Here is a 24,097-nt window from a genome sequence, read left to right as displayed (position 1 = left end):
CTCAGAGAGTGGCGAAAGCGGCGACGGGGCTGGCCAGCAAGCCAACGCTCGCCAAGATCAAGGCCAACCTTGGCCGATACGGCAACAGCAACACCAGCAGCAACGCGCTGAGCATCAGCACGGCGCACCAATCCACCAGGCCCCGGCTCCAACCGCCAAGCGCCACGGCAGGCCAGATCGACAGCACCAGCAGCAACCACCCCGCTACGCGCAACCCCAGGCGCCGACGGGGCGACGGCTTGCTGTGCAGCAGCTCACCGTGGTGACGGTCGGTGGACAGGCACAGCGCGGTAAACCCGGCGTAGCACAGCAAGAGCGCGAGCAGCATTCAGTTCGTCTCCTGCTTGAGGGTCAACGGCCGCGCGCGTTCAGCCTTGGCTTGCGGCGCCACGCGATGCTGCATCTTCCAGGCGGCCCAGGCGAGGAACACGCCACTGCCCAGGCAGGTCAGGTCGAAGCCGGCCATGGCCCAGTCGCCCGTCGCCAGTGAAACGCCCAGGTGATGGGACGTTGTCAGCGCATTGAGCAGTGGAATCGCAACAAACAGCAGCGCGCCCACACTCAATTGCTCGACCCAGCCCTGGCGGCCACGGCGCAAAATCGCGTGCAGCAGGCTCAAGCCCCAGGCGATAAAGAAAGTTTGCACTTCCCAGCCCGAGCGCTCGGCGAAGCTCACCGGCAACAGGCGGTTGGCCCAGAAGAACGCGGCAATGGCGATCATCAACCCGGACATGCTGGCGATGTTCAGCACCTCCACCAGCCTCAGTTCAAACGGCATCACGCCGCTCTTGGCGTGCTTGAGCTGGCGCTTGCCGAGCCAGATCACCAGCCCGGTGCCGATCATCGCCGTGCCCGCCAGGCCGCAGATAAAGTACAGCCAGCGCAGCACCGGGCCGGCGAAATGGCCCATGTGCAGGCCATAGAAACTGCCGCCGACAATCGCCGGCAGCGATTGCCCGTCACTCGTGCGCAGCAGCTCGCCGGTGGTGCCGTTGAACGACACGATGCTGTCGAATTCATGCACGACGTTGTCGGAACTGGCGCGGAACACATTGACCGAAGCATTCACATCACTGGGGTTGTTCACCCCCAGCCGCCCCACATGGCCGCCGTCCCACTGCGCCCGCGCCTGTTCGTACATCGGCAACAGCGGCAGCAATTGGCCCGGCTGGCCCAGCGCCGGCGCGTTATTGGTGGCGGGGAATACGTCGTTGAAGAAGGCGCGGGTATCGTTGCCGTAGGAAGCGAGGATCGGCGCCGGCATCACCATGCTCATGAAAATCACCAGGCTGCTGTAGGTGATCATCAAGTGGAACGGCAACACCAGCACCCCCACCGCGTTATGCCCGTCGAGCCAGGAGCGCTGGCCTTTGCGGGGGCGGAAGGTGAAGAAGTCCTTGAAGATTTTCTTGTGGGTGATGATCCCGGTGATCAATGCGACAAACATCACCATCGCCGCGATGGTGGACAGCCAGCGGCCCCAGGGGTGGGGCATTTGCAGTTGGAAGTGGAAGCGATAGAAGAAGTCGCCGCCCATGCTTTCGCGGGCCTGCACGTCCTGGCCGGTGACCGGGTCGAGGGTTTTCTGCATGAAGTTGCCGCGCCGGCCGGGGTCGAGCTTGTCTTGCCACATCACCGACAAGGCCGGGTCGCGCTCGTCCGGCAGGTTGATAAACCAGCGCGCGGCCTTTGGCGCCGTTTGCTGCAAATAGGTTTGCGCGACGCCCAGGCTGCGCGCGTTGTCCAGTGGATAGGCCTGCACTTCGGGCTGCATCCAGTGGCTGATTTCTTCCTTGAAATAGGACAAGGTGCCCGTCAGGAAAATCGCAAACAACAGCCAGCCAAAGATCAATCCAGACCAGGTGTGCAACCAGGCCATGGCCTGGCGAAAGCCCTCTTTCATGTGCGCACCATCCACAAACCTACGCCCGCCAGCGTGGCAAACGCCGCGCTCGGCAGCATCACGCCAAACCAGGCGCGCCAGGCCGTGCGGCACGCAAAGCACCAGAGCACCGCCAGCAGGTAGAACACAAACGAACTCATCATCCCGGTGATCACCGCGTCAGCCCGGGACGTGGGCATCCACAACGCCAGGCAGATGGCGGCCAGGGAGGCCATCAGGTAGCCGCCGACCACCGCCGCGAGCACCCGTGATGTCACGGCGAGACGATAAGCGACGGGAAGTGAGGTTTTGCTTTTCATGCAGAAGGCGCCAGGTTCATCAGCGCGCAATATTAATGATAAATATTCTCATAAGCAAAAGAGAACGGATGAAACACCGGTGCTGGCGGATTGCCGAACCGTATCGAGCCGCCTACAATGCGAACAATTCTTGTTCTCTAAAGCATGCAAAATGCTTATGGAGTGATTGCGTTGCAGCCGTCCAACACCGTCGAAGTTCTGTACAACGACCATCACCACTGGCTCACCGGCTGGTTGCGACGCAAGCTCGGCTGCCCGGAAAGCGCTGCCGACCTGGCGCAAGACACCTTCATCCGCGTGCTCACCGCCCGTGAAACGCCCACGTTGATCGAACCCCGCGCCTTCCTCACCACCGTGGCCAAGCGCGTGTTGTTCAACTTCTACCGCCGCCAGGACCTGGAGCGCGCCTACCTCGACGCCCTCGCGCAAATGCCCGAACACGTGGCGCCCTCGGAAGAAGAACGCGCCATCATCCTGCAAACCCTGGTTGAGCTGGACCAGTTGCTCGACGGCCTGCCCACCCAAGTCAAACGCGCCTTCCTGCTGGCCCAGCTCGACGGCCTGACCTACGCGCAAATCGGCGCGGAACTCGGCATCTCCATCGCCACCGTCAAACGCCACCTGAGTAAAGCGGCCATGCGCTGCTACTTTGCCCTATGAACTTTTCCACTCAAGTCGCCGAACAAGCCGTGCATTGGCTGATGGAAATGCAGCAAGGCGCCCTCAACCCGCGCCAACAAGCGGCGTGGCAGCACTGGCTGAATGCCCACAGTGAACACCAGCGCGCCTGGGACCATATGCAACGCGTCAACCAGCGCCTGCGCGGCATGCCCTCGCCCCTGGCCCACGCAGCGTTGAACGCGCCAACCTCCACCAGCCGGCGTCAGGCCCTCAAGCTGCTGCTGATTCTCGGCGCCGGTTCCGCCGCTGCCTGGAGCCTGCGCCAGCAACATATCCTGCCGCCGCTGACCGCCGACTACCGCAGCCCGGTGGGTCAACGGCGCAAGGTGCAACTGGCCGACGGCAGCCAGTTGCACCTCAACACCGGCAGCGCGGTGGATGTGCACTTCGATGGCCAGCAACGTTTGATCCGCCTGCTCGAAGGCGAGATCCTGCTGACCGGCGTCAAAGGTCCTACACCGCTCCAGGTCTTGACCGGCCAGGGCCTGCTCAGCAGCCAGGCCGCACGCCTGAATGTGCGCCAGTTCAACGACCACACCCAACTGGCGATACTCGACGGCCACGTTGACGTGATGCCCAACACCTACAGCGGCCTGCCGCTGACCGTTGACGCCGCGCAGCAGGTCAACTTCACCCGAAAAGGCTGGGACACCCCGCGCACCACCGACGCCAACAGCGGCGCCTGGGCCGACGGCATGTTGGTCGCGGCCCACATGCGCCTGGAAGACTTCCTCAGCGAACTGGGCCGTTATCGCCGTGGCCAGCTCAATTGCGACCCGCAAGTTGCCAACCTACTGATCTCCGGCAGCTACCCGTTGGACGACAGCGAGCGCATTCTCGACCTGCTCACCGTGAGCCTGCCGGTCAAGGTGCGGCGCTTTACCCGCTATTGGGTGACCGTCGAGGCCCGCGCCTGAAATAATTTTCAAACCTTGTGAGCCGTTTTCCACACCTCGCGTGACAGAGAAGGAAAGCCACCTTGATCCTTCCTTCTCAGGACGCTCTTCATGCCCCAGCAACCGACGCTTCTTGCCCGCTCCCTGCGCCAACTCCTACTCGGCGCCAGCTTGAGTCTTACCGTGCTGCCTGCGGTGATGGCGGCTGACGCCAAGCCCTATCACATCGCGCCGACCTCGCTGGAAACCGCCCTGAACCAGTTCGGCCGCGAAGCCGGTGTGCTGATTTCCTTTGGCTCGGAAGTCACCGCTGGCATGCAGAGCCATGGCTTGTCCGGCAACTACAGTGCCGCCGAAGGCCTGCAAAAACTCCTGGAAGGCACCGGCCTGCAAGCCCGCGCCGAAGGCGACAATGCCTACAGCCTGCAGTCGGAAAATGCGCCGGCGACCATTGAGTTGGGCACCTCCAGCGTGGTCGGCGACTGGCTCGGCGACGCCGCGCAAACCAACGTCTTCGAACACCCCGGCGCCCGTGACGTGATCCGCCGCGAAGAGTTCGAACGCCAGGGCGCCACCCAGGCGCGCGACGTGCTCAACCGCATCCCCGGCGTCAACGCCCCGGAAAACAACGGCACCGGCAGCCACGACATGGCGCTGAACTTCGGCATTCGCGGCCTCAACCCACGCCTGGCGTCACGCTCCACGGTGCTGATGGACGGCATCCCGGTGCCCTTCGCGCCGTATGGCCAGCCGCAGCTGTCGTTCGCGCCGATCAGCATGGGCAACATGGACGCGGTGGACGTGGTACGCGGCGGCGGCGCCGTGCGTTACGGCCCGCAGAACGTCGGCGGCGTGGTCAACTTCGTGACCCGCGCGATCCCGGACACGCCCACGGTCAAAGGCGGTTTCCAGACCGAAACCAGCCCGTCTTCCAGCCATGATGGCTTTAAGACAACCGGCAACCTGCTGGCCGGCGGCACCGCCGACAACGGCCTGGGCGGCGCAATCCTGTACTCCGGCACCCGTGGCGGCGACTGGCGCGAGAACAGCAACACACGCATCGACGACCTGATCCTCAAGGGCAAATACCAGCTGGACGAAGCCAACAGCTTCAACGCCATGGCGCAGTACTACGAGGGCCAGGCGGATATGCCCGGCGGTTTGAACGTCAAGGACTACAAGGCTGATCCGTATCAGTCCACCCGTCCCTACGACAAATTCTGGGGCCGCCGTACGATGTTCAACGCCGGCTATCGCTACCAGGAAGACCGCCGCGAATTCACCGTGAACACCTTCTTCACCACCACCCTGCGTAACGGTTACCTGGACCAGACCCGCTTCCTGTCCTTGTCGCCCCGTGAATACTGGGTGCGTGGCCTGGAAAGCCGTTTTGCCCAGGGCTTCGACCTCGGCAACACCAGCCACGAAGTCGGCGTGGGCTATCGCTATATCAACGAAGCCGGCCACGAGTTGCGCTACACCACGCCGATCTCGGCCAACCAGCAAATTCCTACCACCAACAGCAAGAACGACCGCGACACCCGTGGCAGCACTGAAGCCAATGCGTTCTTCATCGACGACCGGATTGATATCGGCAAATGGACCATCACCCCGGGCGTGCGCTACGAGATGATCAAGTCCGAGCAAACCGACCACATCAACAACCTCAACTACAAAGGCAACTACAACACCGCGTTGCCGGCGTTGAACGTGCTCTACCACCTCACCGACAGCTGGAACCTCTACGCCAACACCGAAGGTTCGTTCGGCAGCGTGCAGTACAGCCAGATGGCCAAGCGTGTGCCCAAAGGCCAAGTCAAACCGGAAAAAGCGCGCACCTGGGAAATCGGCACACGCTACGACGACGGCGCCTTGCGTGCAGAAATCGGCGCGTTCCTGATCAACTTCGACAACCAGTACGAAAGCAACCAGACCGACGACTCGGTGATCGCCCGTGGTGAAACCCGCCACCAGGGCATCGAGAGCAGCATCAACTATGCCCTCGACGGCTTGAGCCCGGCCCTGGCCGGTTTTGATGTGTACGCCAGCTACGCCTACGTTGACGCGACCATCCGCGAAGACGGCCCGAACAAAGGCAACCGCGTGCCCTTCTCGTCCAAGCATAAAGGCACCCTCGGCGTGGGTTACACCGAAGGGCCGTGGAAACTGAATGTGGACAGCAGCTACCAGAGCAGCCAGTTCGCCGACAACGCCAATACTGAGCAGGAAAATGCCGACGGCAACACCGGACGCATCCCTGGCTACATGCTGTTCAGCAGCCGTGCGGCGTACGACTTTGGCCCACAGCTGTCGGATTTGAACGTCGCCGTGGGTGTGAAAAACATCTTCAACAAGCAGTACTTCACCCGCTCGTTCGACGACAACAACAAGGGCAAGTACGTCGGCGAGCCGCGCACGGTGTATGTGCAGACCTCCATCGCGTTCTAACCACACAAAACCCTATGGCAGGGGAGCTTGTTGTGGCGAGGGAGCTTGCTCCCGCTGGACTGCGCAGCAGTCCCATTCGTTCAAACAACGAGTGGGGCCGCTTCGCGACCCAGCGGGAGCAAGCTCCCTCGCCACATTAGCTACCCGCCAGGCAACTGGGGGTTGCGGCGACCAGTGCGTCGATGGCGCAGCGGGTCTTGGCCGGCATATGCGGCGCGGTCGGCCAGATCACGTGGATCGGCGAAGGCTGTTCACGGTAGCCCGGCAGCACCGCCTCCAGTTGCCCGCGCAGGACGTAATGGGCGATCAACCAACTCGGCAACCAGGCCAGGCCGACGCCCGCGATGGCGGCATCGGCCACGGCCTGGAGGTCGTCCAGCACCAACGGTGCTATCAGCCGTGACCGATGAGGGGTGTTGGTTCTGTAGGCAATCTCCCGACGGCCTGCCAGATCATCGATGGAGTCGATGTGCCCCACACGTTGCAGGTACGCCGGCGCTGCGGCGAGGCCCACGGCTTGCTCCCCCAGGCGGCGGGCGCTGAGACGATCGGTGTCGGGCAATGGGCCGATGCGCACGGCAATGTCGAAGCCTTCCTGCGTCAAATCGATCATTCGATCAGAGAAGCACACCTCGACCTCCAGTTCCGCATAACGATCCAGCAAGCCCCACAACGCAGGCGCCGCGTAGTGATGCCCGAACGCCAGCGGCACGCTCGCCCTCAACCGACCGCGCGGTTGCTGGCGCCCGCTTTCCAACACCGACTCGGCTGCCTCCAGTTCCGCCAAGGCGCGTAGGCAATGCTCGTAGTACGCCTGCCCGTCTTCTGTCAGATGCTGACGACGGGTAGAACGCTGCAACAGGCGCGTGCCCAGGCGCGCCTCCAACCGCGCCAGGCCTTTGCCCACCGCCGAACGGGTGAGGTTCAGGCGCTCGGCGGCTTCCGTCAGGTTGCCGCTTTCCACCACTTGCAGAAACAGTTCAACGCCATCAAAACGTGGGGTGGCCATGATGCAATTGTCGCCCTTGATTCCCTTATCAGCGGAAAACTTATCACGAATAAAGAAATGCATTCCCCTGAAAATAGCCCGACTTCACTATGACCAGGAGAATCCCATGCCACCCGCCGCCACGTTATCCGTCGCCAGCCGGCCACGCGCCGCCAGAGACCGCCTTGCCCTCACTGCCGTGTGCCTGGTGGCCCTGATGTTTGGCCTGGAAATCTCCAGCGTACCGGTCATCCTGCCCACCCTTGAACAGCAACTGGGCACCGGATTCCAGGACGCCCAATGGATCATGAATGCCTACACCCTGGCCTGCACCAGCGTCCTGATGGCGGCGGGCACCTTGGCGGACCGCTTCGGCCGGCGGCGCATGCTGGTGTTGTGCTTGTGGCTGTTCGCCCTGGCCTCGCTGGCCTGTGGCTTGGCCAACGATGCGTCCACGCTGATCGCGGCACGTTTCGTACAAGGTATCGGCGCCGGGGCGATGATGATCTGTCAGTTTGCGATTCTGTCGCACCAGTTCCGCGAACCGGCGGCACGCGCACGCGCCTTTGCGGTGTGGGGTGTGATCGCGTGGGTGGGGCTGGGCTTCGGGCCGATGGTCGGCGCGCTGATCCTGGCGGTGGCGGACTGGCGCTGGGTGTTTCTCGTACACGTGCCGCTCACGCTTCTGACCTTGGGGTTACTGCACATCAGCGTGCAAGAGTCCCGCGACCCAGCAGGACATCGCCTCGATATTGCCGGCATGCTGACCTTGACGCTGTCGGTGTTTTCGCTGGTGTACTTCATCACCCAAGGCAGTGAACACGGCTTTAGTACACCAGCGATGCTGGGGTGGGCGGGCTTGTCACTGATCGGCCTGGTGCTGTTCATTGTTATCGAGAAGCGCAGCGCACACCCGATGTTTGATTTCTCGGTGTTTCGCATCCAGCGTTTCAACGGCGCCCTGATGGGTTCCATCGGCATGAACTTCAGCTTCTGGCCGTTCATGATCTACCTGCCGCTCTACTTCCAGGCCGGCCTGGGCTACGACACCCTGACCACCGGCGTCGCCCTGCTCGCCTACACCTTGCCGACCTTACTGGTGCCGCCACTGGCCGAACGCCTGGCCCTGCGTTATGGCGCCGAACGCATCATTCCCCTAGGGCTGGGCTTGATGGGTGCGGGGTTCTTGAGCATGGCTGTCGTCAACACTGCGGCGCAGCCGAGCATCGTGCTGGTGCTGATCAGCTGCGCGATAGCCGGCGTGGGCCTGGCGTTGACCAACTCGCCGACCACCAACACCACCACCGGCGCGGTCTCGGCCGACCGCGCGGGCATGGCATCGGGCATCGACCTCAGCGCGCGGTTGATCACCTTGGCGCTCAACATCGCGTTGATGGGATTGGTGCTGTTGCTGGGCATCAGCAATCAACTGGCCACTATTTTGCCTGCAAGCACAGCATTGAACTGGCCCGCCATCAGCCAGGACATTGCGGCGGGCAAGCTGACGGCGCCCATGGGGCTGTCGTTCGCCGACGCCCAGGCCGCACTGCGTCAGGGCGCAGGTTGGGCGATGCTGTTCGCGGGGATGGGTGCGGGCGGGCTGGCGTTGTTGAGCGGGTACTTCTTCCGACGGAGCCACTAAACGCAAACGGGCCTGCATATGCAGGCCCGTTTTCAGTGGGGTGGAAAATACTGTCAGCTATTGAGTGCAGCGTTTTCGTTTTCCAGGAATTCCTCTTCAAGCGCGTCATCATTCACGCTTTTGGCTGGCTGGGGTTTCGCGGCAGCGCGGGGCTTGCCTTGCAGTTTGCCAAACAGATGCTCCAGCGCATGGTCCAGCTTGGTGGCAGCACCGTCGATCGCCTGTTCCAGGGTATCGGCCTTGTGCAGTACCGAGAGCGGCTGATGGCCTTTTGGTCGTGCTTCCAGGCGGCAGCTCAAATCGTGGGGGCCGGGCTTGTCGCCGTTCTCATCCCGCAGGTAGACCTCAACGCGGGTCAGGTCCTCTTCGTAACGTTCGAGCGTGCTTTCAATGGTAGTACGTACCCACTCCTCCAGTCGGATGCTGCTTTCAATATGGTTATCGCTATTGACTTGGATTTGCATAGTTTTTCCCTTATTTCAGCTAGCTCGCGAGAGGTCACAACTGCAACACCGATGCGGTGAAACCATGACCTCTTGACTACACAATTGAGCAGTCAGCCGAACAATTCAACCCCTTTTCAAAGATAAATCCCACATTACAAATTAACCCTGACTACGATCAAAAACGCTGTTAGGGTGGGGAGTTAGTTACAACTTCCTACACGCAACAATCCTCACAATTGCCCGTCGCCCAACGGGTGCAAGCCGCGAAAAATCGCCGCTTCTTCCACCAGCCAATCATGCACCGCACGCACGCCCGGGTGGCTCAGCGCGCCTGGCGCATACAGCAGCACATAGCGTTTATGGTTGGGCACGGCCAGGCCGAACGGCACGATCAAGGTGCCGCGTTCCAGTTCGTCGTTGAGCAAGGTGCGTCGCGCAATCGCCACGCCCATGCCGGCGATGGCGGCTTCGATGGTCAGGTGGTTGCGGTTGAAGGTGTGCCCACGGCGCACGTCGGCTTCGTGATAACCGATGGCATTCAGGTAGAACTCCCACTCCGCATATTCATAACTCCCACGCCAGGCAGTGATGTCGTGCAGCAGCGGAAAGTGCGCCAGATCCGCCGGACCATGCAGCGGCGGTCGTCCACGCAGCAGGCTTGGCGCGCACACCGGAAAAATCTGCTCATCCAACAGGGCTGTGGATAACAGACCGGGGTAACTACCGTCGTTCAAGTCGATGGCCAGGTCGAAGTCGCCCTCGTGCAGGGCGATGCTGCTGTCTTCGGCGACCATGCGCAGTTGAATATCGGGGAAACGCTGCTGTAAACGCGGCAAGCGCGGGGTCAGCCATTTGCCCAGAAACGACGGGATCGAGCGCAGGCGCAAGGTGCCGCTGATCATCCCCGCGTCCAGCCGCTGCAATTCGGCATCGATGCTGCCGTAGGCCTCCCCCACCGTCGCCGCCAGCCGCTGCCCTTCGGCGCTGAGCTCCACACCCCGTGCGCGCCGATGGAACAAGCGAAACCCCAGGCGCTCTTCCAACTGGCGAATCTGCTGGCTCACCGCCCCCGGCGTGATGTGCAGTTCCTCGGCGCAGCGGGTGAACGACAGATGCCGCGCAGCGCATGAGAAAACGTGCAACCAGACGTAGGTCTGGCCATGGAGGGGACGGGTCATAAGGGTTTAGTCCTGCTAAAGGGTGTCTTAGGATAATTCGTTGGTCAGTGCCGATCCAGAGGCTCAGTATCGCGCCAATTGCGCTCGTCCTACAAAACATGGCAGCGATTCCTACTCCATTGCTTGTAAGGCTTTAGCATGGCTATCAGTGTTTTTGATCTATTCAAGGTGGGCATCGGCCCGTCCAGCTCCCACACCGTCGGCCCGATGCGGGCGGCGGCGACCTTTGCCCAAGGGCTGATCGACCAACACTTACTGAGCGACACCCGCCGCGTTGAAGTGCGTCTGTACGGCTCGCTGTCCGCCACCGGTGTCGGCCATGCCACCGACCGCGCCTGCGTGATGGGGCTGATGGGCGAGTGGCCGGACAAAGTCGATCCCACCTCGATCAATGCACGCATCCAGCACCTGCGCGAATCCGGCCGGCTGTTGCTCGCAGGTCTCCAGGACATTGCCTTCAACTGGCAAAGCGATCTCCTGCTGCTGGACGAAAGCCTGCCCTACCACCCCAACGCCATGTCCCTGCACGCCTACGGCGACAGCGGCCTGTTGAGCGAACAAACCTATTACTCGGTGGGCGGCGGTTTCATCATCGAAGCGGCTGAGGCTGAATCCGGTATTGCGCCGACCAGCGACGTGCAATTGCCCTACGACTTTTCCAGCGCCGTAGAACTGCTGGCCTTGTGCAACAAGCATGGCCTGCGGGTTTCCGAACTGATGATGGCCAACGAACGCGCCTGGCGCAGCGACGAGCAGATCCGCAGCGGCCTGCTGCATATCTGGTCGGTGATGCGCGAGTGCGTGGAACAAGGCCTGCGCGATGAAGGCATCTTGCCAGGTGGCCTGGATGTGCCGCGCCGCGCCGCGAAATTGCACCGCAGCCTGTTGGAAATCGGCAAACCGAATGTGATCACTTCCACCTTGTCGGCGATGGAATGGGTCAACCTGTTCGCCCTCGCCGTCAACGAAGAGAACGCTGCCGGTGGGCGCATGGTTACGGCACCGACCAACGGCGCGGCGGGGATCATCCCGGCGGTGCTGCATTACTACATGAAGTTCAACCCCGAAGCGTCGGATGACGACGTGGTCAATTTCTTCCTGGCCGCTGCCGCCGTCGGCATCCTGTGCAAGAAAAACGCCTCGATCTCCGGCGCCGAAGTGGGCTGCCAGGGCGAAGTCGGCTCGGCCTGCGCCATGGCCGCCGCCGGCTTGGCCGATGTGCTCGGCGCCACCCCGGAGCAGCTGGAAAACGCCGCCGAAATCGGCCTGGAACACAACCTCGGTCTGACCTGCGACCCGGTCGGTGGCCTGGTCCAGGTCCCGTGCATCGAGCGCAACGCCATCGCCGCCGTCAAGGCGATCAACGCCACGCAAATGGCCCTGCGCGGTGATGGAAAACACTTCATCTCCCTCGACCGGGTGATCCGCACCATGCGCGATACCGGCGCCGACATGCATGACAAATACAAAGAAACTTCACGGGGCGGCCTGGCCGTGAGCTGGGTGGAATGCTGAGGAGCATTCCCTGACCGTCCCAACGTGAGCCCGCGCAAAAATAATAACGAGGCAATAACGATGACCGATGTACGTACACCTGCTGCCGAAAATCCTGCTGAAACTGCAACAACGACCGTGAGCAAAGGCTGGACCAAACACGACACCACCTGGATGCTCGGCCTCTACGGCACCGCCATCGGCGCCGGCACCCTGTTCCTGCCGATCAACGCCGGTGTCGGCGGTTTCTGGCCGCTGATTGTGCTGGCGTTGCTGGCCTTCCCGATGACCTTCTTCGCCCACCGTGGGCTGACGCGCTTTGTGCTGTCGGGCAAATCCGGCGACATCACCGAAGTGGTCGAAGAACACTTCGGCGTTGGTGCGGGCAAGCTGATCACCCTGCTGTATTTCTTTGCCATCTTCCCGATCCTGCTGGTGTACAGCGTGGCGCTAACCAACACGCTGAGCAGCTTCATGGAGCACCAACTGCACATCGCCCCGCCGCCCCGGGCGATCCTGTCGCTGGTGCTGATCCTCGGCCTGATGGCGATTGTGCGTTGCGGCCAAGGCGTGATCGTCAAAGCCATGAGCGTGCTGGTCTACCCGTTCGTCGCCGCCCTGCTGTTGCTGGCATTCAGCCTGATCCCCAACTGGAACGGTGCGTTCTTCGCCTCGGCCGGTGATGGCATGCCCATGCCGCTGTTCTTCAAGACCCTGTGGCTGGCGATCCCGGTGATGGTGTTTTCCTTCAACCACTCGCCGATCATCTCGGCGTTCGCCGTCGATCAAAAACGCGTGTACGGCGCGCAGGCTGAGCGCAAGAGCAGCGGCATCCTCGCCACCGCCCACGGCATGATGGTGTTGACGGTGATGTTCTTCTGCTTCAGCTGCGTGCTGGCACTGTCGCCGGCTGATCTGGCGGCCGCCAAGGCGCAGAACATTTCGATCCTGTCGTACCTCGCCAACCACTTCCAGACCCCGGTGATCGCCTACGCTGCACCGCTGATCGCGCTGGTAGCCATCACCAAATCCTTCCTTGGCCACTACATCGGCGCCAGCGAAGGTTTCCAGGGCTTGATCGTCAAATCCCTGCGCGGGCGCAACCGCTCGATGTCGGCCAAATGGCTGGAGCGCTCCACCGCGATCTTCATGGTGTTGACCTGCTGGGCGGTGGCCACCTTCAACCCAAGCATCCTCGGCATGATCGAGACCATGGGCGGGCCGATCATCGCGTGCCTGCTGTTCCTGATGCCGATGTACGCGATTCGCCGCGTGCCTTCGCTGCGCCAGTATTCGGGCCAGGTGTCGAATGTGTTTGTGGTGGTGATTGGGCTGATTGCGCTGTCTGCGATCGTTTTTTCGGTATTGCCCTGAAACAACGCACACACCTGAAGAACAACACTGAATAAATGTGGGAGCGGGCTTGCCCGCGATAGCGGTCTGTCAGCCAAGTTTTAGCAAGCTGACACACCGCAATCGCGGGCAAGCCCGCTCCCACAGGGGGACTTCAGAGATTGAGGGTTCGCTGTACGGCACGGCCCTTGCTGTACAGGGAATAAGGGAAATGGCCAGTGGTCAGAAAACGCGAACTAATCCCGACACCGGCCGTCAATGACTGCATGTTCTTATCAGGCGGTACGCACCATGGACAATCCTTTTCAGATCATCACTGACACCTTCACACCCGATTACCGCGTCAACCTCAGCATCCAACGGCTGGATGGCAGCATCATGCTCACCCTCTCCAACGAGGCGGGCGTGGTGGCCAAGCGCATGATCAGCGCCGAACAACGCAACGACCCGCAGCGGCTCAAACGCCTGGTGCAAAGCATCCAATTCGGCATCGCCATCGAGCAGGGCCACAGCGCCATGGAGATCCTGGCGGTGATGACCGATGGCGATCACAAAGTGCTGCAGCGCCCGCCGGCGCGAGCGCTGCCTTTCAGCGTCGGGCTTTAAAGCTCGCCTTTCTCGGTTTCCAGGTTCGCTTCGCCCTTGCGACGCGGGCCATCGACCTTCACCGAGGGGAACGCCGACGAGGCGTAACGCACCACCAGAATCGAGAAGGCCAACAGCAGAATCCCACCGCACAGGTAGATGATGCCTACGTCTGGCGGGTTGTGGTGGGACACGTTGGAGATCAACAGGCGCGTCAGCGCGGTGATCGCCACGTAGATCAGGAAGCGCACGGGCATGTGGTTGGTCTTGAAATAAATCCCGACCATTGCGCCCAATTCCAGGTAGATGAACAGCAGCAAGATGTCATCGATCTTGATGTGCCCGTTCTCCAGCATCCCCAGAAACTCCATCACCGCCGCCCAGGCCGTCACTGCACCAATGGCGAACAGCGCCAGGTAGTGGAACGACTCGACAAACAGGTTGCCCAGGGACTCGGCCAGTTCATGCACGTTCTGGCGCAGCCTTTCGGCCCAGTTGATTTTCACGATGATGCTTCCTTAGGTCGGCTCGACCGGATAATGCGGGTTGGACGTGACGGTTGTTCTGCATGCAGAAAAAAGGCCAGACACTGCAGAGTGAGATGATGGCGGGGTGACATGAGACACTTCAAACCTGTATTTACGGACTACAGTAAAAAACTGCTACCCAAACCCCATGGTTTGGCTTACCCTTTCGCTGTATATAAATACAGTAGTCGCAAAAGACAACTATCGTGAAGGCATGTGAGGTGGTGAATGGCCGTCGAAGTGGTATACCGCAGCAGCCGAGATCTGGAGCGTTTGTTCATGGATAAAGCCGAAGCTGACCGTCATGACAAGATGCTTGAACTCGCTGAGTTGCTGGCAGAAGTGTTGCAAAAAGCCGTGCCGTCGTTGAGCGAGCAGCAGGTGGAGGAAGCCGGGATCTACATGGCGAAGAACCGCGATGTGTTTGCCAAGGCGTTCAAGAGCCAACCGGACGCGCTGTCCGAGTTGCTCAACCCGCCGGCGGAATAAAGCCCGAATTGAACAGGCCCTGAATCATGGATTCAGGGCCTTTTTAATGCCTGGATCATTTGTAGAGCAGGCGCTCGGCCAGTTCGTCCGCCACCCGTGCGGGGCTGCGTTTTTCGGCCTGGGCGTGGGCGAAGATTTCCGTCAGGCGCGTGCCGATATTCGACAGGTGCGCGGTGATATCAGACAGTTCTGCGCCGTTGTGCTTGAGGGCGACGTAGATCAGGCCGCCGGAATTGATCACGTAGTCGGGGGCGTAAAGGATGCCGCGCCCTTCCAGTTGGTCGGCGATGTCCAGGTTGGTCAGTTGCGCGCTGGCCGAGCCGGCGACGGCGGCGCAGCGCAGTTGGCCGACGCTCTGGCGGTTGAACACCGCGCCCAGGCCGCAGGGCGCGAGGATGTCGCAGGGGGTGCTGAGCAAGGCGTCGTTGGCGATGGGGTGCGCACCCAGTTGTTCCATGGCCAGTTGCACTTTGCCATGGTCGATGTCGCTGACCAGCAGCTCGGCACCGGCCGCGTGCAGTTGTTCGGCGAGCGCGTAGCCGACGTTGCCCAGGCCCTGCACCGCCACGCGCAACCCCTCAAGGTTGTCGCTGCCCAGGCGCGCCATCGCGCTGGCGCGGATGCCGGTGAACACGCCCATGGCAGTGTGGGAAGACGGATCGCCGGCGGCGGTGGTGCTGGTGACGAAGCGCGTGTGTTGGGCGATGCAGTCCATGTCGGCCACCGAGGTGCCGCTGTCGATGGCGGTAATAAAGCGACCGTCGAGTTTTTCGACGCAGCGACCAAAGGCTTCAAACAATGCAGCGCGGCTTTCCACGTGCACCGGGCGAATGATCACCGCCGTGCCACCGCCCACCGGTAAACCGGCCAGGGCGGCTTTGTAGCTCATGCCTTGGGCCAGGCGCGCGGCATCGGCCACGGCGCTTTGGTCGTCGGGGTAAGCGAGGTAGCGACAGCCGCCCAAGGCGGGCCCGAGGCGGCTGTTATGGATGGCGATGACCGCCTTCAGCCCGGTGACCGGATCGACGCTCAGGTGCAGCGATTCAAGGCGGGTGCTGTGCATGAGCGCAAACATCGTCAAGCTCCCGAATCACTTCTGGTAGTGGCCCAAGTATAGGCTTGTAGTAGAAATCCGACGGACTACGCTGGAATAAGCCGTGCGTTTTTGTAGGCCATGAGACATAAGCAAGCAGGATATTTTCCAAGCTACTGGACGAAAATTCCCAGCAAGGCTAAAACGGGGGCATCCGCCGGAGAATGCAATGAATCCCCGCACCGCCTTTTTCGCCTGCCTGGAACGTTCGCCCCCAGCGCTGTTTGAAGCAGCTCTGTGGATTGCCGCCGAGCACGACCCCACGGTGCAGCCGTTGCTGATCCTGCAGGAACTGACGGCGCTGCAACAGCAAGTCAGCGTGGCAATGCCCATGCTGCCGGCAGATGAATTGGGCCAACCGCTGCTGCGGCGCCTGAATGACCTGGGGTTTGCCCAGGACGACTTCACCCCCCTGCGCCCCGCCGCTGCCCTGCTGGATAAAGTGCTGCAACGCAAGCGCGGGCAACCTCTGGTAATGGGCCTGATTGCCTTGGAACTGGCGCGACGCCTGCACATTCCGATGGTTGGCGTGAATTTCCCCGGGCACTTCCTGCTGCGGGTGCCCGGCGCCGATCACCTGCTGGACCCCTGCGGCGGCCGACGCCTGTACCCCAACGATTGCCGCGAGCTGCTGCAACGCCAATACGGCCCCAACCTCAAGCTGCAAGCCGAGCACCTGCACAGCGCCGACCCGCGTTCGATCCTGCAACGGCTGTCACGCAACCTGCGGCAACTGCACCTGGCCAATGATGCGCCGCTGGAAGCCTTGGTGGATGCCGAACGTGTGCTGGAACTGGGCAATGCCAGCGCCGCCGACTACCTGGCGCGAGCCAGCCTGTACCAGCGGTTGGATTGTCCCAATGCCGAGCGTTTTGATCTGGAACACGCGCTGATGCTCAGTGAAGACCCGATCCAGCGCTTGCGTCTAACCGAACGGCTCGGGCATTTGCCACCCAACTCGGTGGTGCACTGAGCAGGTGAGGTCTGGCTTGTGTGGGAGCAGGCAAGCCAGCTCCCACATTTTGATCTGCGGCGAGTCAGTGATTGGCCGGCGCTTTTAGAATGTCGCCATGCAATGGACTCCCTGGCTCACGTGAGCCCGGCGATCGCACTTGAATGATCAAGAGTGCCGCTATCACCGCCGGAATCGCGCAAAAGAAAAAAATCTGCTGCACCGGAATATGCATCGCCAGCAACAGGCTGCCGAACAGCGGCCCCAGGATCGAACCAAACCGCCCCACGCCCAGCGCCCAGCCCGTGCCAGTGGCGCGCACGTGCGCCGGGTAGAAGTTGCTGGCGAAGGCATTGAGGGTCAGTTGCCCACCAATGATGCAGAACCCGGCGGCAAACACGCAGGCCACTAGATAACGGGGATTGTCGTGATTCAGGCCGAGCAGGATCGTGCACAGCGCAGCGGCCGCCAACACGCCGGACAGCAGGCGCACTTTGCTTTTCAAACGGTCGGCAAACCAGGCCATGCCGATGGCGCCCACGGTGCCGGCAAACAGGAACATCGAGGTCACCAGGTTGGCTTCCTTGAGCGCCAGGCCACTTTCCAGGAGCAGCGACGGCAGCCAGCTGATCATGAAATACAGCAGGATCAGGCTGACAAAAAACGTCGCCCAGATCAGCAGTGTCGGACGTGCATAGCCGTTGCGGAACAGCTCCACCACCGTCAATTTGCTGCCCTGCTCCTGTAGGTTTTCTGCCGTGCCGGCCAGCGGTGCCTGCCAACCGGGCAACATGCGCGTGGTGACCTGGTGCAAGCGTGCATACGGCGGCGCATCCCGCAGCAAACGTGGCAACGACTCCGGCAGCAGCCACAGCAGGAACGGGAACAGCAGCAATGGCGTCACGCCACCGGCGAGGAACACCGCCTGCCAGCCGAAGCTGTCGATAAAGCCTGCGGCCACAAACCCACCCGCCGCGCCGCCAAACGAGAAACCACAGGCGGCCAGCGTCACCATCAAGGTGCGCAGGCGCGGGGGTGAGTAATCCGACATCAGCGCCATGGCGCTGGGCATGGCGCCGCCCATGCCGATGCCGCAGATAAAACGCGCGGCCATCAGGCTGGTCAGTGAGTTGGCGAACACCATCAACAGGGTGAGGCTGGCGTAGATCAGCACGCAGCCCAACAGGATGCGCCGTACGCCAAAGCGGTCGGCCAGCGGCGTCACCAGTAGCGAGCCGAGGGTCAGCCCCAGCAGGTTGGCACTGAATACCGGGCCGAAGGCGGCTTTTTCCAGGCTCCAGTCCTTGGCCAGGGCCGGTACGACATAACCCAGCACCTGGGCGTCGTAACCATCGGTCACCAGCAACAGCGCCAGCAACAGGAGGATCAACCACTGATAGCGCGACACCGGACGGGCGTCGAGTGCCGCGCGAAAGCTGGCAATCTGATTGTGCATCGCAAGGTACCTGTCTTATTTTTATTTGGAGGTGCAACGCAAATCCATTGTGGGAGCCCGCTCCCACACAAGCTCTCTCCCACAGTGAGATTCAGGGTGTGTCAGGTTGATTGGCGGGATGGGCCTGAATGAACGCAGGATGTTGAGCGGCCAATGCGGCCACCCTTCCTATGCGCGGATACGCCGCCAACGGCACCTTGAAGCGCTCCGCCGCATACAACTGCGGAATCAGAAACGCATCGGCCATGCCTGGCTGCTCTCCAAAACAAAAACCCTTGTCGCCAATCAACTGCTCCACCGCGCCCAGGCCCTGGCTGATCCAATGGCCGATCCACGCCAGCAGCTGCGCCTCGTCGTGCCCCCACTGGCGCAACAGGTTCTGCGTGCTGGAGTTGTGCAGCGGGTGGATATCGCAACCGATGATCGACGCCACCGCACGTTCATGGGCGCGGGTGGCTAGGTCTTTGGACAGCAGCGGCGCCTGTGGATAACGTTCGTCGAGGTACTCGATGATCGCCGGCGACTGGATCAACAACTCGCCCTCCTCGGTGCGCAAGGCCGGCACGCGGCCCTGCGGGTTGATCGCCAGGTACTCGGGCTGGCGATTCGCGCCACCCGCCGGCACCAGCAGGTTGACCGGCACCGCGGTGAAGTCCACGCCCTTGAGCGCCAGGGCGATACGCACCCGGTACGACGAGGTAGAACGGTAGTAGGTATAGAGTTCCATCACCCGAGCCCTCTTAACGCGCGGCGACTACCGTGCCACGGCACTCACCAAAGCCGATGGAGGCAAAACCTTCGCGGCTGCAACGGGCGCGCAGGATGATTTCGTCACCGTCTTCCAGGAACTTGCGCACTTCGCCGGACGGCAACTCGACGACTTTCTTACCGCCTTCGGTCATTTCCAACAAGCTGCCGAACTGCCCCGCTTCGGGCCCGGACAAGGTGCCCGAACCAAACAGATCACCGGCCTGCAACTGGCAGCCGTTGACGCTGTGATGCGCCACCAACTGCGCGACCGTCCAGTACATGTGCAGGCTGTTGCTCAGGGCCAGGCGATGGGCCGGCAGCTTTTGCTCGCGCATCGCAGCGGTGGTCAGCAGCACTTCCAGTTCGATATCCAGCGCGCCAGCGGCCTGGTCGCGCTTGTCCAGCAGGTACGGCAGCGGTTGTGGATCGCCTTCGGGGCGCGCCGGTTGGGCCTTGCGGAACGGTTCCAGGGCTTCGGCGGTGACGACCCATGGCGAGATGGTGGTGATGAAGCTTTTCGACAGGAACGGCCCCAGCGGCTGGTATTCCCAGGCCTGGATATCCCGCGCCGACCAGTCGTTGAGCAGGCAGAAACCGGCGATGTGCTCGGCGGCGTCGCCAATGGCAATCGAGTCGCCCATGGCGTTGCCCTGGCCGATCCAGATGCCCAGCTCCAGTTCGTAGTCCAGGCGGGCGCACGGGCCGAACGTCGGCTCGGTGTGGCCAGCAGGCAAGGTCTGGCCTTTAGGGCGGCGTACATCTGTACCCGAAGGGCGAATGGTCGAAGCACGCCCGTGATAACCAATCGGCACATACTTGTAGTTCGGCAGCAACGGGTTGTCCGGACGGAACAGTTTGCCGACGTTCTGCGCATGTTCGATACCCACGTAAAAGTCGGTGTAATCGTTGATGCGCGCCGGCACATGCATCTGGCAATCGGCGGCGCGGTGCAGCACCTGGGCTTCACGGGATCGCAGCGGGCTGCCTTCGGCGAGCAGTTCCAGCAGGCGCTCGCGCAAGGCTACGCGCGGGCCACGGCCCAGTTCGAAAAACGCGTTCAACTGGCCACCGGCAGTGGCGTCGACAGCGCGGCGCGCCTCGCCTGCAAACGCATCGATGGCCGCGTGCAGGTCGAGGATCGAATCACCAATCGCCACACCGCTGCGCGGCGCCGAGCCGTTGATACTGAACACGCCCAGCGGCAGGTTTTGCAGTGGGAAATCGGCGTGACCGTTGGCAGAAGATACCCAGCTGCGGGTAGAAGTGGACTGAGTCATGGGTTATCTCCGATTCGGGTTGAAGGTGACGGGCAGCGAAGCCCAGCACGCGTCGTAAGCGGGTTGCAGTTGTGGGCAGTCCAGGGCGAACTGGGTCGGGCGCAGCACTTGGCTGGTCTCGAACATGAAGGCCATGGTGTTGTCGATCTTGTGCGGCGCCAGCTCGACGTTGATCGCCTTCGTGCAGGTCTCACCGTCCGGGCCGTGGGCGCTCATGCAGCTGTGCAGCGATGCGCCACCGGGCAGGAAGCCTTCGGCCTTGGCGTCGTAGGCACCCTGGATCAGGCCCATGTATTCGTTCATCAAATTGCGGTGGAACCACGGCGGACGGAAGGTGTTCTCGGCCACCATCCAGCGCGGCGGGAAGATTACAAAATCGAGGTTGGCCAGGCCGTGCACGCTGGTGGGCGAGGTCAATACGGTGAAGATCGACGGGTCCGGGTGATCGAAACTGACGGTGCCGATGGTGTTGAAGCGGCGCAGGTCGTATTTGTACGGCACGTTATTACCGTGCCAGGCGACCACGTTGAGCGGCGAGTGGTCGAGCTCGCAGGCCCACAGTTCGCCGAGGAATTTCTGCACCAGGGTTGTCGGTTGTTTCAGGTCTTCGTAGTGCGCGACCGGCGTGAGGAAATCACGCGGGTTGGCCAGGCCATTGCTGCCGATGGGGCCGAGGTCCGGCAGGCGCAGCGGCGCGCCGTGGTTTTCGGCGACATAGCCGCGCGCCTGGGCGTCCAGCAGTTCGACGCGGAATTTAAGGCCTCGGGGCAGCACGACGATCTCCAACGGCTCGACGTCGAGCACGCCCAGTTCGGTGGCGATACGCAGGCGGCCTTGCTCGGGGACGATCAGCAGTTCGCCATCGGCGTTGAAGAACACGCGCTCCATCGAGCGGTTGGCGCAGTAGTGGTAGATGCTGATGCCTGAAGGTTTTTCCGACGCGGAATTGGCAACCATGCCGACCAGCCCGTCGATAAAGTCCGTCGGCTCAGCGGGAATATCCAACGGGTTCCAGCGCAAGCGGTTCGGCGTCACCGCCCCCAGCGGCCCACCGGCCAATTGCCGCTCCAGCTTGATAAACGCCGGGTGATTGGCCGACGGCTGGATGCGGTACAGCCAGGTGCGCCGGGCTTCGCTGCGGACCATGGTGAAGGCAGTGCCGGAGAAGAGTTCGGTGTACAGCCCGTAGGGCGCTTTTTGCGGGGAGTTCTGGCCGACCGGCAATGCGCCGGGCAGGGCTTCGCTGGCGAATTCATTGCCGAAGCCCGACAGGTATTCGAGGTTCATGGATCATCCTCTATGCGGAAGTTGTTTTTATCGTAATCCAGTTACGCATAACGTAATTTGATCACTATCGACCGTCAAGCTATAAAGACGCCCATTCATCTCTCGGATTCTCGCCCCTCCATGGAAAAGCCCCGCGACACCGGTAAACAGAAAGTCCGCTCGGCCGAAGTGGGCACCGATATCCTCAAGGCCCTCGCCGAACTGTCGCCGGCCACCTCGCTGTCGCGCCTGGCCGACCATGTGCAGATGCCCGCGAGCAAGGTGCATCGCTATTTGCAGGCGTTGATCGCCTCGGGCTTTGCCGAACAGAACACCGCCACCAACCATTACGGCCTCGGCCGCGAAGCGTTGCGCGTGGGCCTGGCCGCGCTGGGCAGCATGGACGTGCTGAAGGTCGGCGCCCTGCCCCTGGCGGAATTGCGCGATGAATTGAATGAAACCTGCTTCCTGGCGGTCTGGGGCAACCAGGGCGCGACCGTGGTGCATATCGAGCCGGCGGTGCGTGCGATCACCGTGGTGACGCAACTGGGTTCGGTGCTGCCGCTGCTCAGTTCGTCCACAGGCTTGGTGTTCAGCGCTTTCCTGCCGTCGCGGGAGACGGTGGATTTAAGAGCGCGCGAGATCGAGGCCGGCATCGCCCACGCCCTGGCCGACGATCAGGCCTACGCCACCACGTGCGAACAGATCCGCAGCCGTGGCCTGCACTTTGTACATGGCTTGCTGATGCCGGGAGTGGATGCGTTGTCGGCGCCGGTGTTCAACGCCGTCGGGCAAGTGGCGGCGGTGATGACCGTGGTCGGCCCCACCTCGCTGTTCCACGCCGACGAAGACGGCCCGGCGGCGCAGCGCTTGCTGGCGGCGACCCGGGCCGTGAGTTGGCGCATGGGCTATCAGCCCTGAGTCACCAGTTGGCCAGGGTCAGCGCGACGCGGTTTTCCAGGGCCTTGATCTGCGCGCCGCTGGCCAGGTAATTGTTGCTGATCATCGAGAACACCAGGCGGCGCCCGTGGGCGTCGGTGATGTAGCCACCCAATGAGGAGACGCCGGCCATGGAGCCGGTCTTGGCGTGCAGGTTGTTCGCCGCCGGGGTTTCGCGCAGGCGAAAGCGCAGGCCGCCGCCGGTCATGCGCTCGCGGTTGCCGGCAATCGGCAGCGCGTTGTACCAGGCGTCGAACCAGGGTTTTTTGCTTGCGGCCAGCAACAGGTCGGTGAGGGTTTGCGAAGACACCAGGTTCATCCGCGACAGGCCGGAACCGTCCACCTGGCGCAACATCGTCGTATCCAGCCCCTGGCGCTGCATGAAGCCCGCCACCGCCGCCACGCCTGCCGTTGCAGTCCCGGCATTCGAAGCTTTACGCCCCATGGCCTTGAGCAAGGCTTCGGACATGTTGTTGTTCGACAGCTTGAGCAGCGGCGTAATCAGTTCCTGCAACGGCGCCGACTGATGCTCGGCCAGTACATTCGCTGTGGCCGGGCTGGCGCCGCCCATCACGCGACGACCGAGCACCGTGATGCCCTGCTGCGCCAGCGCCTGCTCGAACAGGTTGGCCACCAGTTGCGTCGGCTCCCACACGCTCACCAACTGCTTGCTCTGTTTGCCCGGTGCCACCGCGCCGCTGAGTTGCAACAGGTTGGTGCCGTGGCGCCGGTTGATCCCATAGCTGTTGCCCGGCCCGCTGATGGCGCGGTTGCTCAGTTGCAGGTAGTCGGTGGGCGGAAAGATCGTCACCGCCACCGGCTGACCAACCCGCTGCGGGGCCTTCGCGGTGACCAGCACCGTGCCTGCATCAAAATCCGCATTGGGTGACACCGTCAGCGCCGAAATCTGCGCGCCGTAGTAGGTGCTTTCGTCATCGTGGGACCAATCGACGCCCAGCCGCTCGGCGTCAAACCAGGTGTCATCGAACACCAGATCGCCCTGCACCTGGCGGATGCCCTTGCTTGCCAGTTGTGCGGCCAGGGCCTGGTAATCGGCGAATTGCAGGGTCGGGTCGCCCAGGCCGCGCAGGTAGAGATTGCCGCTGAGGCGCTCGCCCTGTTGCACACCGCTGCTCAACAGTTGGGTGGCAAAACGGTACTGCGGACCGAGCACATCCATCGCCGCCGCGGTGGTCAGCAACTTGAGGTTGGAGGCCGGCACCAGCCGCGTGCGCGGGTTGTGCTGATAGAGCGTGGTGCCACTGCGGGCATCGCGCACCGTCAGCGAAACCGTGGCGCCATGCAGCGCCGGGTCGGCCAGCAGTTGGTCGAGGCTCTGCCCGGTGGCCGTCTTCGACGGCGAGGCGCAACCGGCGAGTAGCAAGCCAAAGCCCAGCGCCATTGCACTGGTGTGTATCCATCGTCCCAACCGCAT

Annotated in this window: 23 protein-coding genes; 10 read left to right on the top strand and 13 right to left on the bottom strand. The window is 62.3% G+C overall.

What is annotated here, in order from left to right:
• Nucleotide 1: 1 nt before the first annotated feature.
• Genes ACU688_RS07685 through ACU688_RS07675 form a run of 3 tightly spaced genes read right to left on the bottom strand, consistent with a single transcriptional unit; the run spans nucleotide 2 to nucleotide 2,202 of the window.
• A complete protein-coding gene (locus tag ACU688_RS07685; protein ID WP_448184254.1) occupies nucleotides 2-328 on the bottom strand; it encodes a DUF3325 domain-containing protein in 327 nt (108 codons plus the stop codon).
• Nucleotides 329-1,903 carry a PepSY-associated TM helix domain-containing protein gene (locus ACU688_RS07680; protein WP_448184253.1) on the bottom strand — a complete coding sequence of 525 codons (1,575 nt, stop codon included), beginning with the start codon at nucleotides 1,901-1,903 and terminating at the stop codon, nucleotides 329-331.
• A complete protein-coding gene (locus tag ACU688_RS07675; protein WP_026136722.1) occupies nucleotides 1,900-2,202 on the bottom strand; it encodes a DUF3649 domain-containing protein in 303 nt (100 codons plus the stop codon). Before ACU688_RS07675 ends, ACU688_RS07680 begins: the two co-directional genes overlap by 4 nt.
• A gap of 171 nt (nucleotides 2,203-2,373) precedes the next feature.
• Here ACU688_RS07675 and ACU688_RS07670 point away from each other — a divergent pair, with 171 nt between their 5' ends.
• From ACU688_RS07670 to fecA, 3 genes are all read left to right on the top strand, one after another.
• Entirely contained in the window at nucleotides 2,374-2,862 is a 489-nt protein-coding gene (locus tag ACU688_RS07670) for a sigma-70 family RNA polymerase sigma factor (protein WP_448184850.1), read from the top strand.
• Nucleotides 2,859-3,800 carry a FecR domain-containing protein gene (locus tag ACU688_RS07665; RefSeq protein WP_448184252.1) on the top strand — a complete coding sequence of 314 codons (942 nt, stop codon included), beginning with the start codon at nucleotides 2,859-2,861 and terminating at the stop codon, nucleotides 3,798-3,800. Before ACU688_RS07670 ends, ACU688_RS07665 begins: the two co-directional genes overlap by 4 nt.
• 90 nt (nucleotides 3,801-3,890) lie before the next feature.
• The gene (fecA, locus tag ACU688_RS07660) at nucleotides 3,891-6,227 is read left to right on the top strand and encodes a TonB-dependent Fe(3+) dicitrate receptor FecA (RefSeq protein ID WP_448184251.1); all 2,337 of its coding nucleotides are present in this window, start codon (nucleotides 3,891-3,893) and stop codon (nucleotides 6,225-6,227) included.
• A 136-nt stretch (nucleotides 6,228-6,363) separates the two neighbouring features.
• Here the strand turns inward: fecA and ACU688_RS07655 are convergent, their stop codons facing one another.
• On the bottom strand, nucleotides 6,364-7,236 hold the full coding sequence (locus ACU688_RS07655; RefSeq protein ID WP_448184250.1) for a LysR family transcriptional regulator: 873 nt from the start codon (nucleotides 7,234-7,236) through the stop codon (nucleotides 6,364-6,366).
• Nucleotides 7,237-7,342: 106 nt separating this feature from the next.
• On the opposite strand from ACU688_RS07655, the gene ACU688_RS07650 reads away from it, so the two are divergent.
• Nucleotides 7,343-8,857: an MFS transporter gene (locus ACU688_RS07650; protein WP_448184249.1), complete on the top strand. Its 1,515-nt coding sequence runs from the start codon at nucleotides 7,343-7,345 to the stop codon at nucleotides 8,855-8,857.
• A gap of 53 nt (nucleotides 8,858-8,910) precedes the next feature.
• On the opposite strand, the gene ACU688_RS07645 is transcribed toward ACU688_RS07650, so the two are convergent.
• Nucleotides 8,911-9,321 (bottom strand): HPF/RaiA family ribosome-associated protein, encoded by a 411-nt coding sequence (locus ACU688_RS07645; protein ID WP_017736189.1) that lies wholly within the window; start codon nucleotides 9,319-9,321, stop codon nucleotides 8,911-8,913.
• A gap of 212 nt (nucleotides 9,322-9,533) precedes the next feature.
• On the bottom strand, nucleotides 9,534-10,481 hold the full coding sequence (locus ACU688_RS07640) for a LysR substrate-binding domain-containing protein (protein ID WP_017736190.1): 948 nt from the start codon (nucleotides 10,479-10,481) through the stop codon (nucleotides 9,534-9,536).
• A gap of 138 nt (nucleotides 10,482-10,619) precedes the next feature.
• Between ACU688_RS07640 and ACU688_RS07635 the strand changes: the two genes are divergently transcribed.
• The 3 genes from ACU688_RS07635 (at nucleotide 10,620) to ACU688_RS07625 (ending at nucleotide 13,934) form a co-directional block, all read left to right on the top strand.
• A complete protein-coding gene (locus ACU688_RS07635) occupies nucleotides 10,620-11,996 on the top strand; it encodes an L-serine ammonia-lyase (RefSeq protein WP_448184248.1) in 1,377 nt (458 codons plus the stop codon).
• A gap of 60 nt (nucleotides 11,997-12,056) precedes the next feature.
• Nucleotides 12,057-13,349: a serine/threonine transporter gene (locus ACU688_RS07630; RefSeq protein WP_124527357.1), complete on the top strand. Its 1,293-nt coding sequence runs from the start codon at nucleotides 12,057-12,059 to the stop codon at nucleotides 13,347-13,349.
• A 270-nt stretch (nucleotides 13,350-13,619) separates the two neighbouring features.
• A complete protein-coding gene (locus ACU688_RS07625; RefSeq protein WP_448184247.1) occupies nucleotides 13,620-13,934 on the top strand; it encodes a DUF3509 domain-containing protein in 315 nt (104 codons plus the stop codon).
• On the opposite strand, the gene ACU688_RS07620 is transcribed toward ACU688_RS07625, so the two are convergent.
• Nucleotides 13,931-14,419 (bottom strand): phosphate-starvation-inducible protein PsiE, encoded by a 489-nt coding sequence (locus ACU688_RS07620; protein ID WP_124527359.1) that lies wholly within the window; start codon nucleotides 14,417-14,419, stop codon nucleotides 13,931-13,933. The two genes, ACU688_RS07625 and ACU688_RS07620, sit on opposite strands and share 4 nt — an antisense overlap.
• Nucleotides 14,420-14,668: 249 nt before the next feature.
• Between ACU688_RS07620 and ACU688_RS07615 the strand changes: the two genes are divergently transcribed.
• Nucleotides 14,669-14,929, top strand: coding sequence for a YebG family protein (locus ACU688_RS07615; protein WP_010564043.1), 261 nt, complete (start codon nucleotides 14,669-14,671; stop codon nucleotides 14,927-14,929).
• A 55-nt stretch (nucleotides 14,930-14,984) separates the two neighbouring features.
• On the opposite strand, the gene ACU688_RS07610 is transcribed toward ACU688_RS07615, so the two are convergent.
• Nucleotides 14,985-16,004 (bottom strand): Leu/Phe/Val dehydrogenase, encoded by a 1,020-nt coding sequence (locus tag ACU688_RS07610; protein WP_448184246.1) that lies wholly within the window; start codon nucleotides 16,002-16,004, stop codon nucleotides 14,985-14,987.
• 187 nt (nucleotides 16,005-16,191) lie between these two features.
• Here ACU688_RS07610 and ACU688_RS07605 point away from each other — a divergent pair, with 187 nt between their 5' ends.
• On the top strand, nucleotides 16,192-16,995 hold the full coding sequence (locus tag ACU688_RS07605; protein WP_448184245.1) for a SirB1 family protein: 804 nt from the start codon (nucleotides 16,192-16,194) through the stop codon (nucleotides 16,993-16,995).
• A gap of 64 nt (nucleotides 16,996-17,059) precedes the next feature.
• Here the strand turns inward: ACU688_RS07605 and ACU688_RS07600 are convergent, their stop codons facing one another.
• The 4 genes from ACU688_RS07600 to hmgA all read right to left on the bottom strand — a co-directional run bounded on the left by ACU688_RS07600 (nucleotide 17,060) and on the right by hmgA (nucleotide 21,744).
• Entirely contained in the window at nucleotides 17,060-18,430 is a 1,371-nt protein-coding gene (locus ACU688_RS07600; RefSeq protein ID WP_448184244.1) for an MFS transporter, read from the bottom strand.
• A 91-nt stretch (nucleotides 18,431-18,521) separates the two neighbouring features.
• A complete protein-coding gene (maiA, locus tag ACU688_RS07595; protein ID WP_448184243.1) occupies nucleotides 18,522-19,157 on the bottom strand; it encodes a maleylacetoacetate isomerase in 636 nt (211 codons plus the stop codon).
• Between the two features lie 13 nt (nucleotides 19,158-19,170).
• On the bottom strand, nucleotides 19,171-20,457 hold the full coding sequence (gene fahA / locus ACU688_RS07590) for a fumarylacetoacetase (RefSeq protein WP_448184242.1): 1,287 nt from the start codon (nucleotides 20,455-20,457) through the stop codon (nucleotides 19,171-19,173).
• A 3-nt stretch (nucleotides 20,458-20,460) separates the two neighbouring features.
• A complete protein-coding gene (hmgA, locus tag ACU688_RS07585) occupies nucleotides 20,461-21,744 on the bottom strand; it encodes a homogentisate 1,2-dioxygenase (protein ID WP_448184241.1) in 1,284 nt (427 codons plus the stop codon).
• 120 nt (nucleotides 21,745-21,864) lie between these two features.
• Here hmgA and ACU688_RS07580 point away from each other — a divergent pair, with 120 nt between their 5' ends.
• Nucleotides 21,865-22,644, top strand: a complete 780-nt coding sequence (locus ACU688_RS07580; protein WP_448184240.1) for an IclR family transcriptional regulator — start codon at nucleotides 21,865-21,867, stop codon at nucleotides 22,642-22,644.
• A 1-nt stretch (nucleotide 22,645) separates the two neighbouring features.
• Here the strand turns inward: ACU688_RS07580 and dacB are convergent, their stop codons facing one another.
• Nucleotides 22,646-24,097, bottom strand: coding sequence for a D-alanyl-D-alanine carboxypeptidase/D-alanyl-D-alanine endopeptidase (gene dacB / locus ACU688_RS07575; RefSeq protein WP_448184239.1), 1,452 nt, complete (start codon nucleotides 24,095-24,097; stop codon nucleotides 22,646-22,648).

Source organism: Pseudomonas acericola (SeqCode) (genome assembly GCF_053456465.1).
This window is presented reverse-complemented; position numbering and strand designations above follow the sequence as displayed.

What these genes read in the sequence shown, in the direction of transcription:
- ACU688_RS07685 (WP_448184254.1), bottom strand. Translation starts at nt 328, where the DNA reads ATGCTGCTCGCGCTCTTGCTGTGCTACGCCGGGTTTACCGCGCTGTGC.
- ACU688_RS07680 (WP_448184253.1), bottom strand. Translation starts at nt 1,903, where the DNA reads ATGAAAGAGGGCTTTCGCCAGGCCATGGCCTGGTTGCACACCTGGTCT.
- ACU688_RS07675 (WP_026136722.1), bottom strand. Translation starts at nt 2,202, where the DNA reads ATGAAAAGCAAAACCTCACTTCCCGTCGCTTATCGTCTCGCCGTGACA.
- ACU688_RS07665 (WP_448184252.1), top strand. Translation starts at nt 2,859, where the DNA reads ATGAACTTTTCCACTCAAGTCGCCGAACAAGCCGTGCATTGGCTGATG.
- fecA (WP_448184251.1), top strand. Translation starts at nt 3,891, where the DNA reads ATGCCCCAGCAACCGACGCTTCTTGCCCGCTCCCTGCGCCAACTCCTA.
- ACU688_RS07655 (WP_448184250.1), bottom strand. Translation starts at nt 7,236, where the DNA reads ATGGCCACCCCACGTTTTGATGGCGTTGAACTGTTTCTGCAAGTGGTG.
- ACU688_RS07650 (WP_448184249.1), top strand. Translation starts at nt 7,343, where the DNA reads ATGCCACCCGCCGCCACGTTATCCGTCGCCAGCCGGCCACGCGCCGCC.
- ACU688_RS07645 (WP_017736189.1), bottom strand. Translation starts at nt 9,321, where the DNA reads ATGCAAATCCAAGTCAATAGCGATAACCATATTGAAAGCAGCATCCGA.
- ACU688_RS07640 (WP_017736190.1), bottom strand. Translation starts at nt 10,481, where the DNA reads ATGACCCGTCCCCTCCATGGCCAGACCTACGTCTGGTTGCACGTTTTC.
- ACU688_RS07635 (WP_448184248.1), top strand. Translation starts at nt 10,620, where the DNA reads ATGGCTATCAGTGTTTTTGATCTATTCAAGGTGGGCATCGGCCCGTCC.
- ACU688_RS07630 (WP_124527357.1), top strand. Translation starts at nt 12,057, where the DNA reads ATGACCGATGTACGTACACCTGCTGCCGAAAATCCTGCTGAAACTGCA.
- ACU688_RS07625 (WP_448184247.1), top strand. Translation starts at nt 13,620, where the DNA reads ATGGACAATCCTTTTCAGATCATCACTGACACCTTCACACCCGATTAC.
- ACU688_RS07615 (WP_010564043.1), top strand. Translation starts at nt 14,669, where the DNA reads ATGGCCGTCGAAGTGGTATACCGCAGCAGCCGAGATCTGGAGCGTTTG.
- ACU688_RS07610 (WP_448184246.1), bottom strand. Translation starts at nt 16,004, where the DNA reads ATGTTTGCGCTCATGCACAGCACCCGCCTTGAATCGCTGCACCTGAGC.
- ACU688_RS07605 (WP_448184245.1), top strand. Translation starts at nt 16,192, where the DNA reads ATGAATCCCCGCACCGCCTTTTTCGCCTGCCTGGAACGTTCGCCCCCA.
- ACU688_RS07600 (WP_448184244.1), bottom strand. Translation starts at nt 18,430, where the DNA reads ATGCACAATCAGATTGCCAGCTTTCGCGCGGCACTCGACGCCCGTCCG.
- maiA (WP_448184243.1), bottom strand. Translation starts at nt 19,157, where the DNA reads ATGGAACTCTATACCTACTACCGTTCTACCTCGTCGTACCGGGTGCGT.
- fahA (WP_448184242.1), bottom strand. Translation starts at nt 20,457, where the DNA reads ATGACTCAGTCCACTTCTACCCGCAGCTGGGTATCTTCTGCCAACGGT.
- hmgA (WP_448184241.1), bottom strand. Translation starts at nt 21,744, where the DNA reads ATGAACCTCGAATACCTGTCGGGCTTCGGCAATGAATTCGCCAGCGAA.
- ACU688_RS07580 (WP_448184240.1), top strand. Translation starts at nt 21,865, where the DNA reads ATGGAAAAGCCCCGCGACACCGGTAAACAGAAAGTCCGCTCGGCCGAA.
- dacB (WP_448184239.1), bottom strand. Translation starts at nt 24,097, where the DNA reads ATGCGGTTGGGACGATGGATACACACCAGTGCAATGGCGCTGGGCTTT.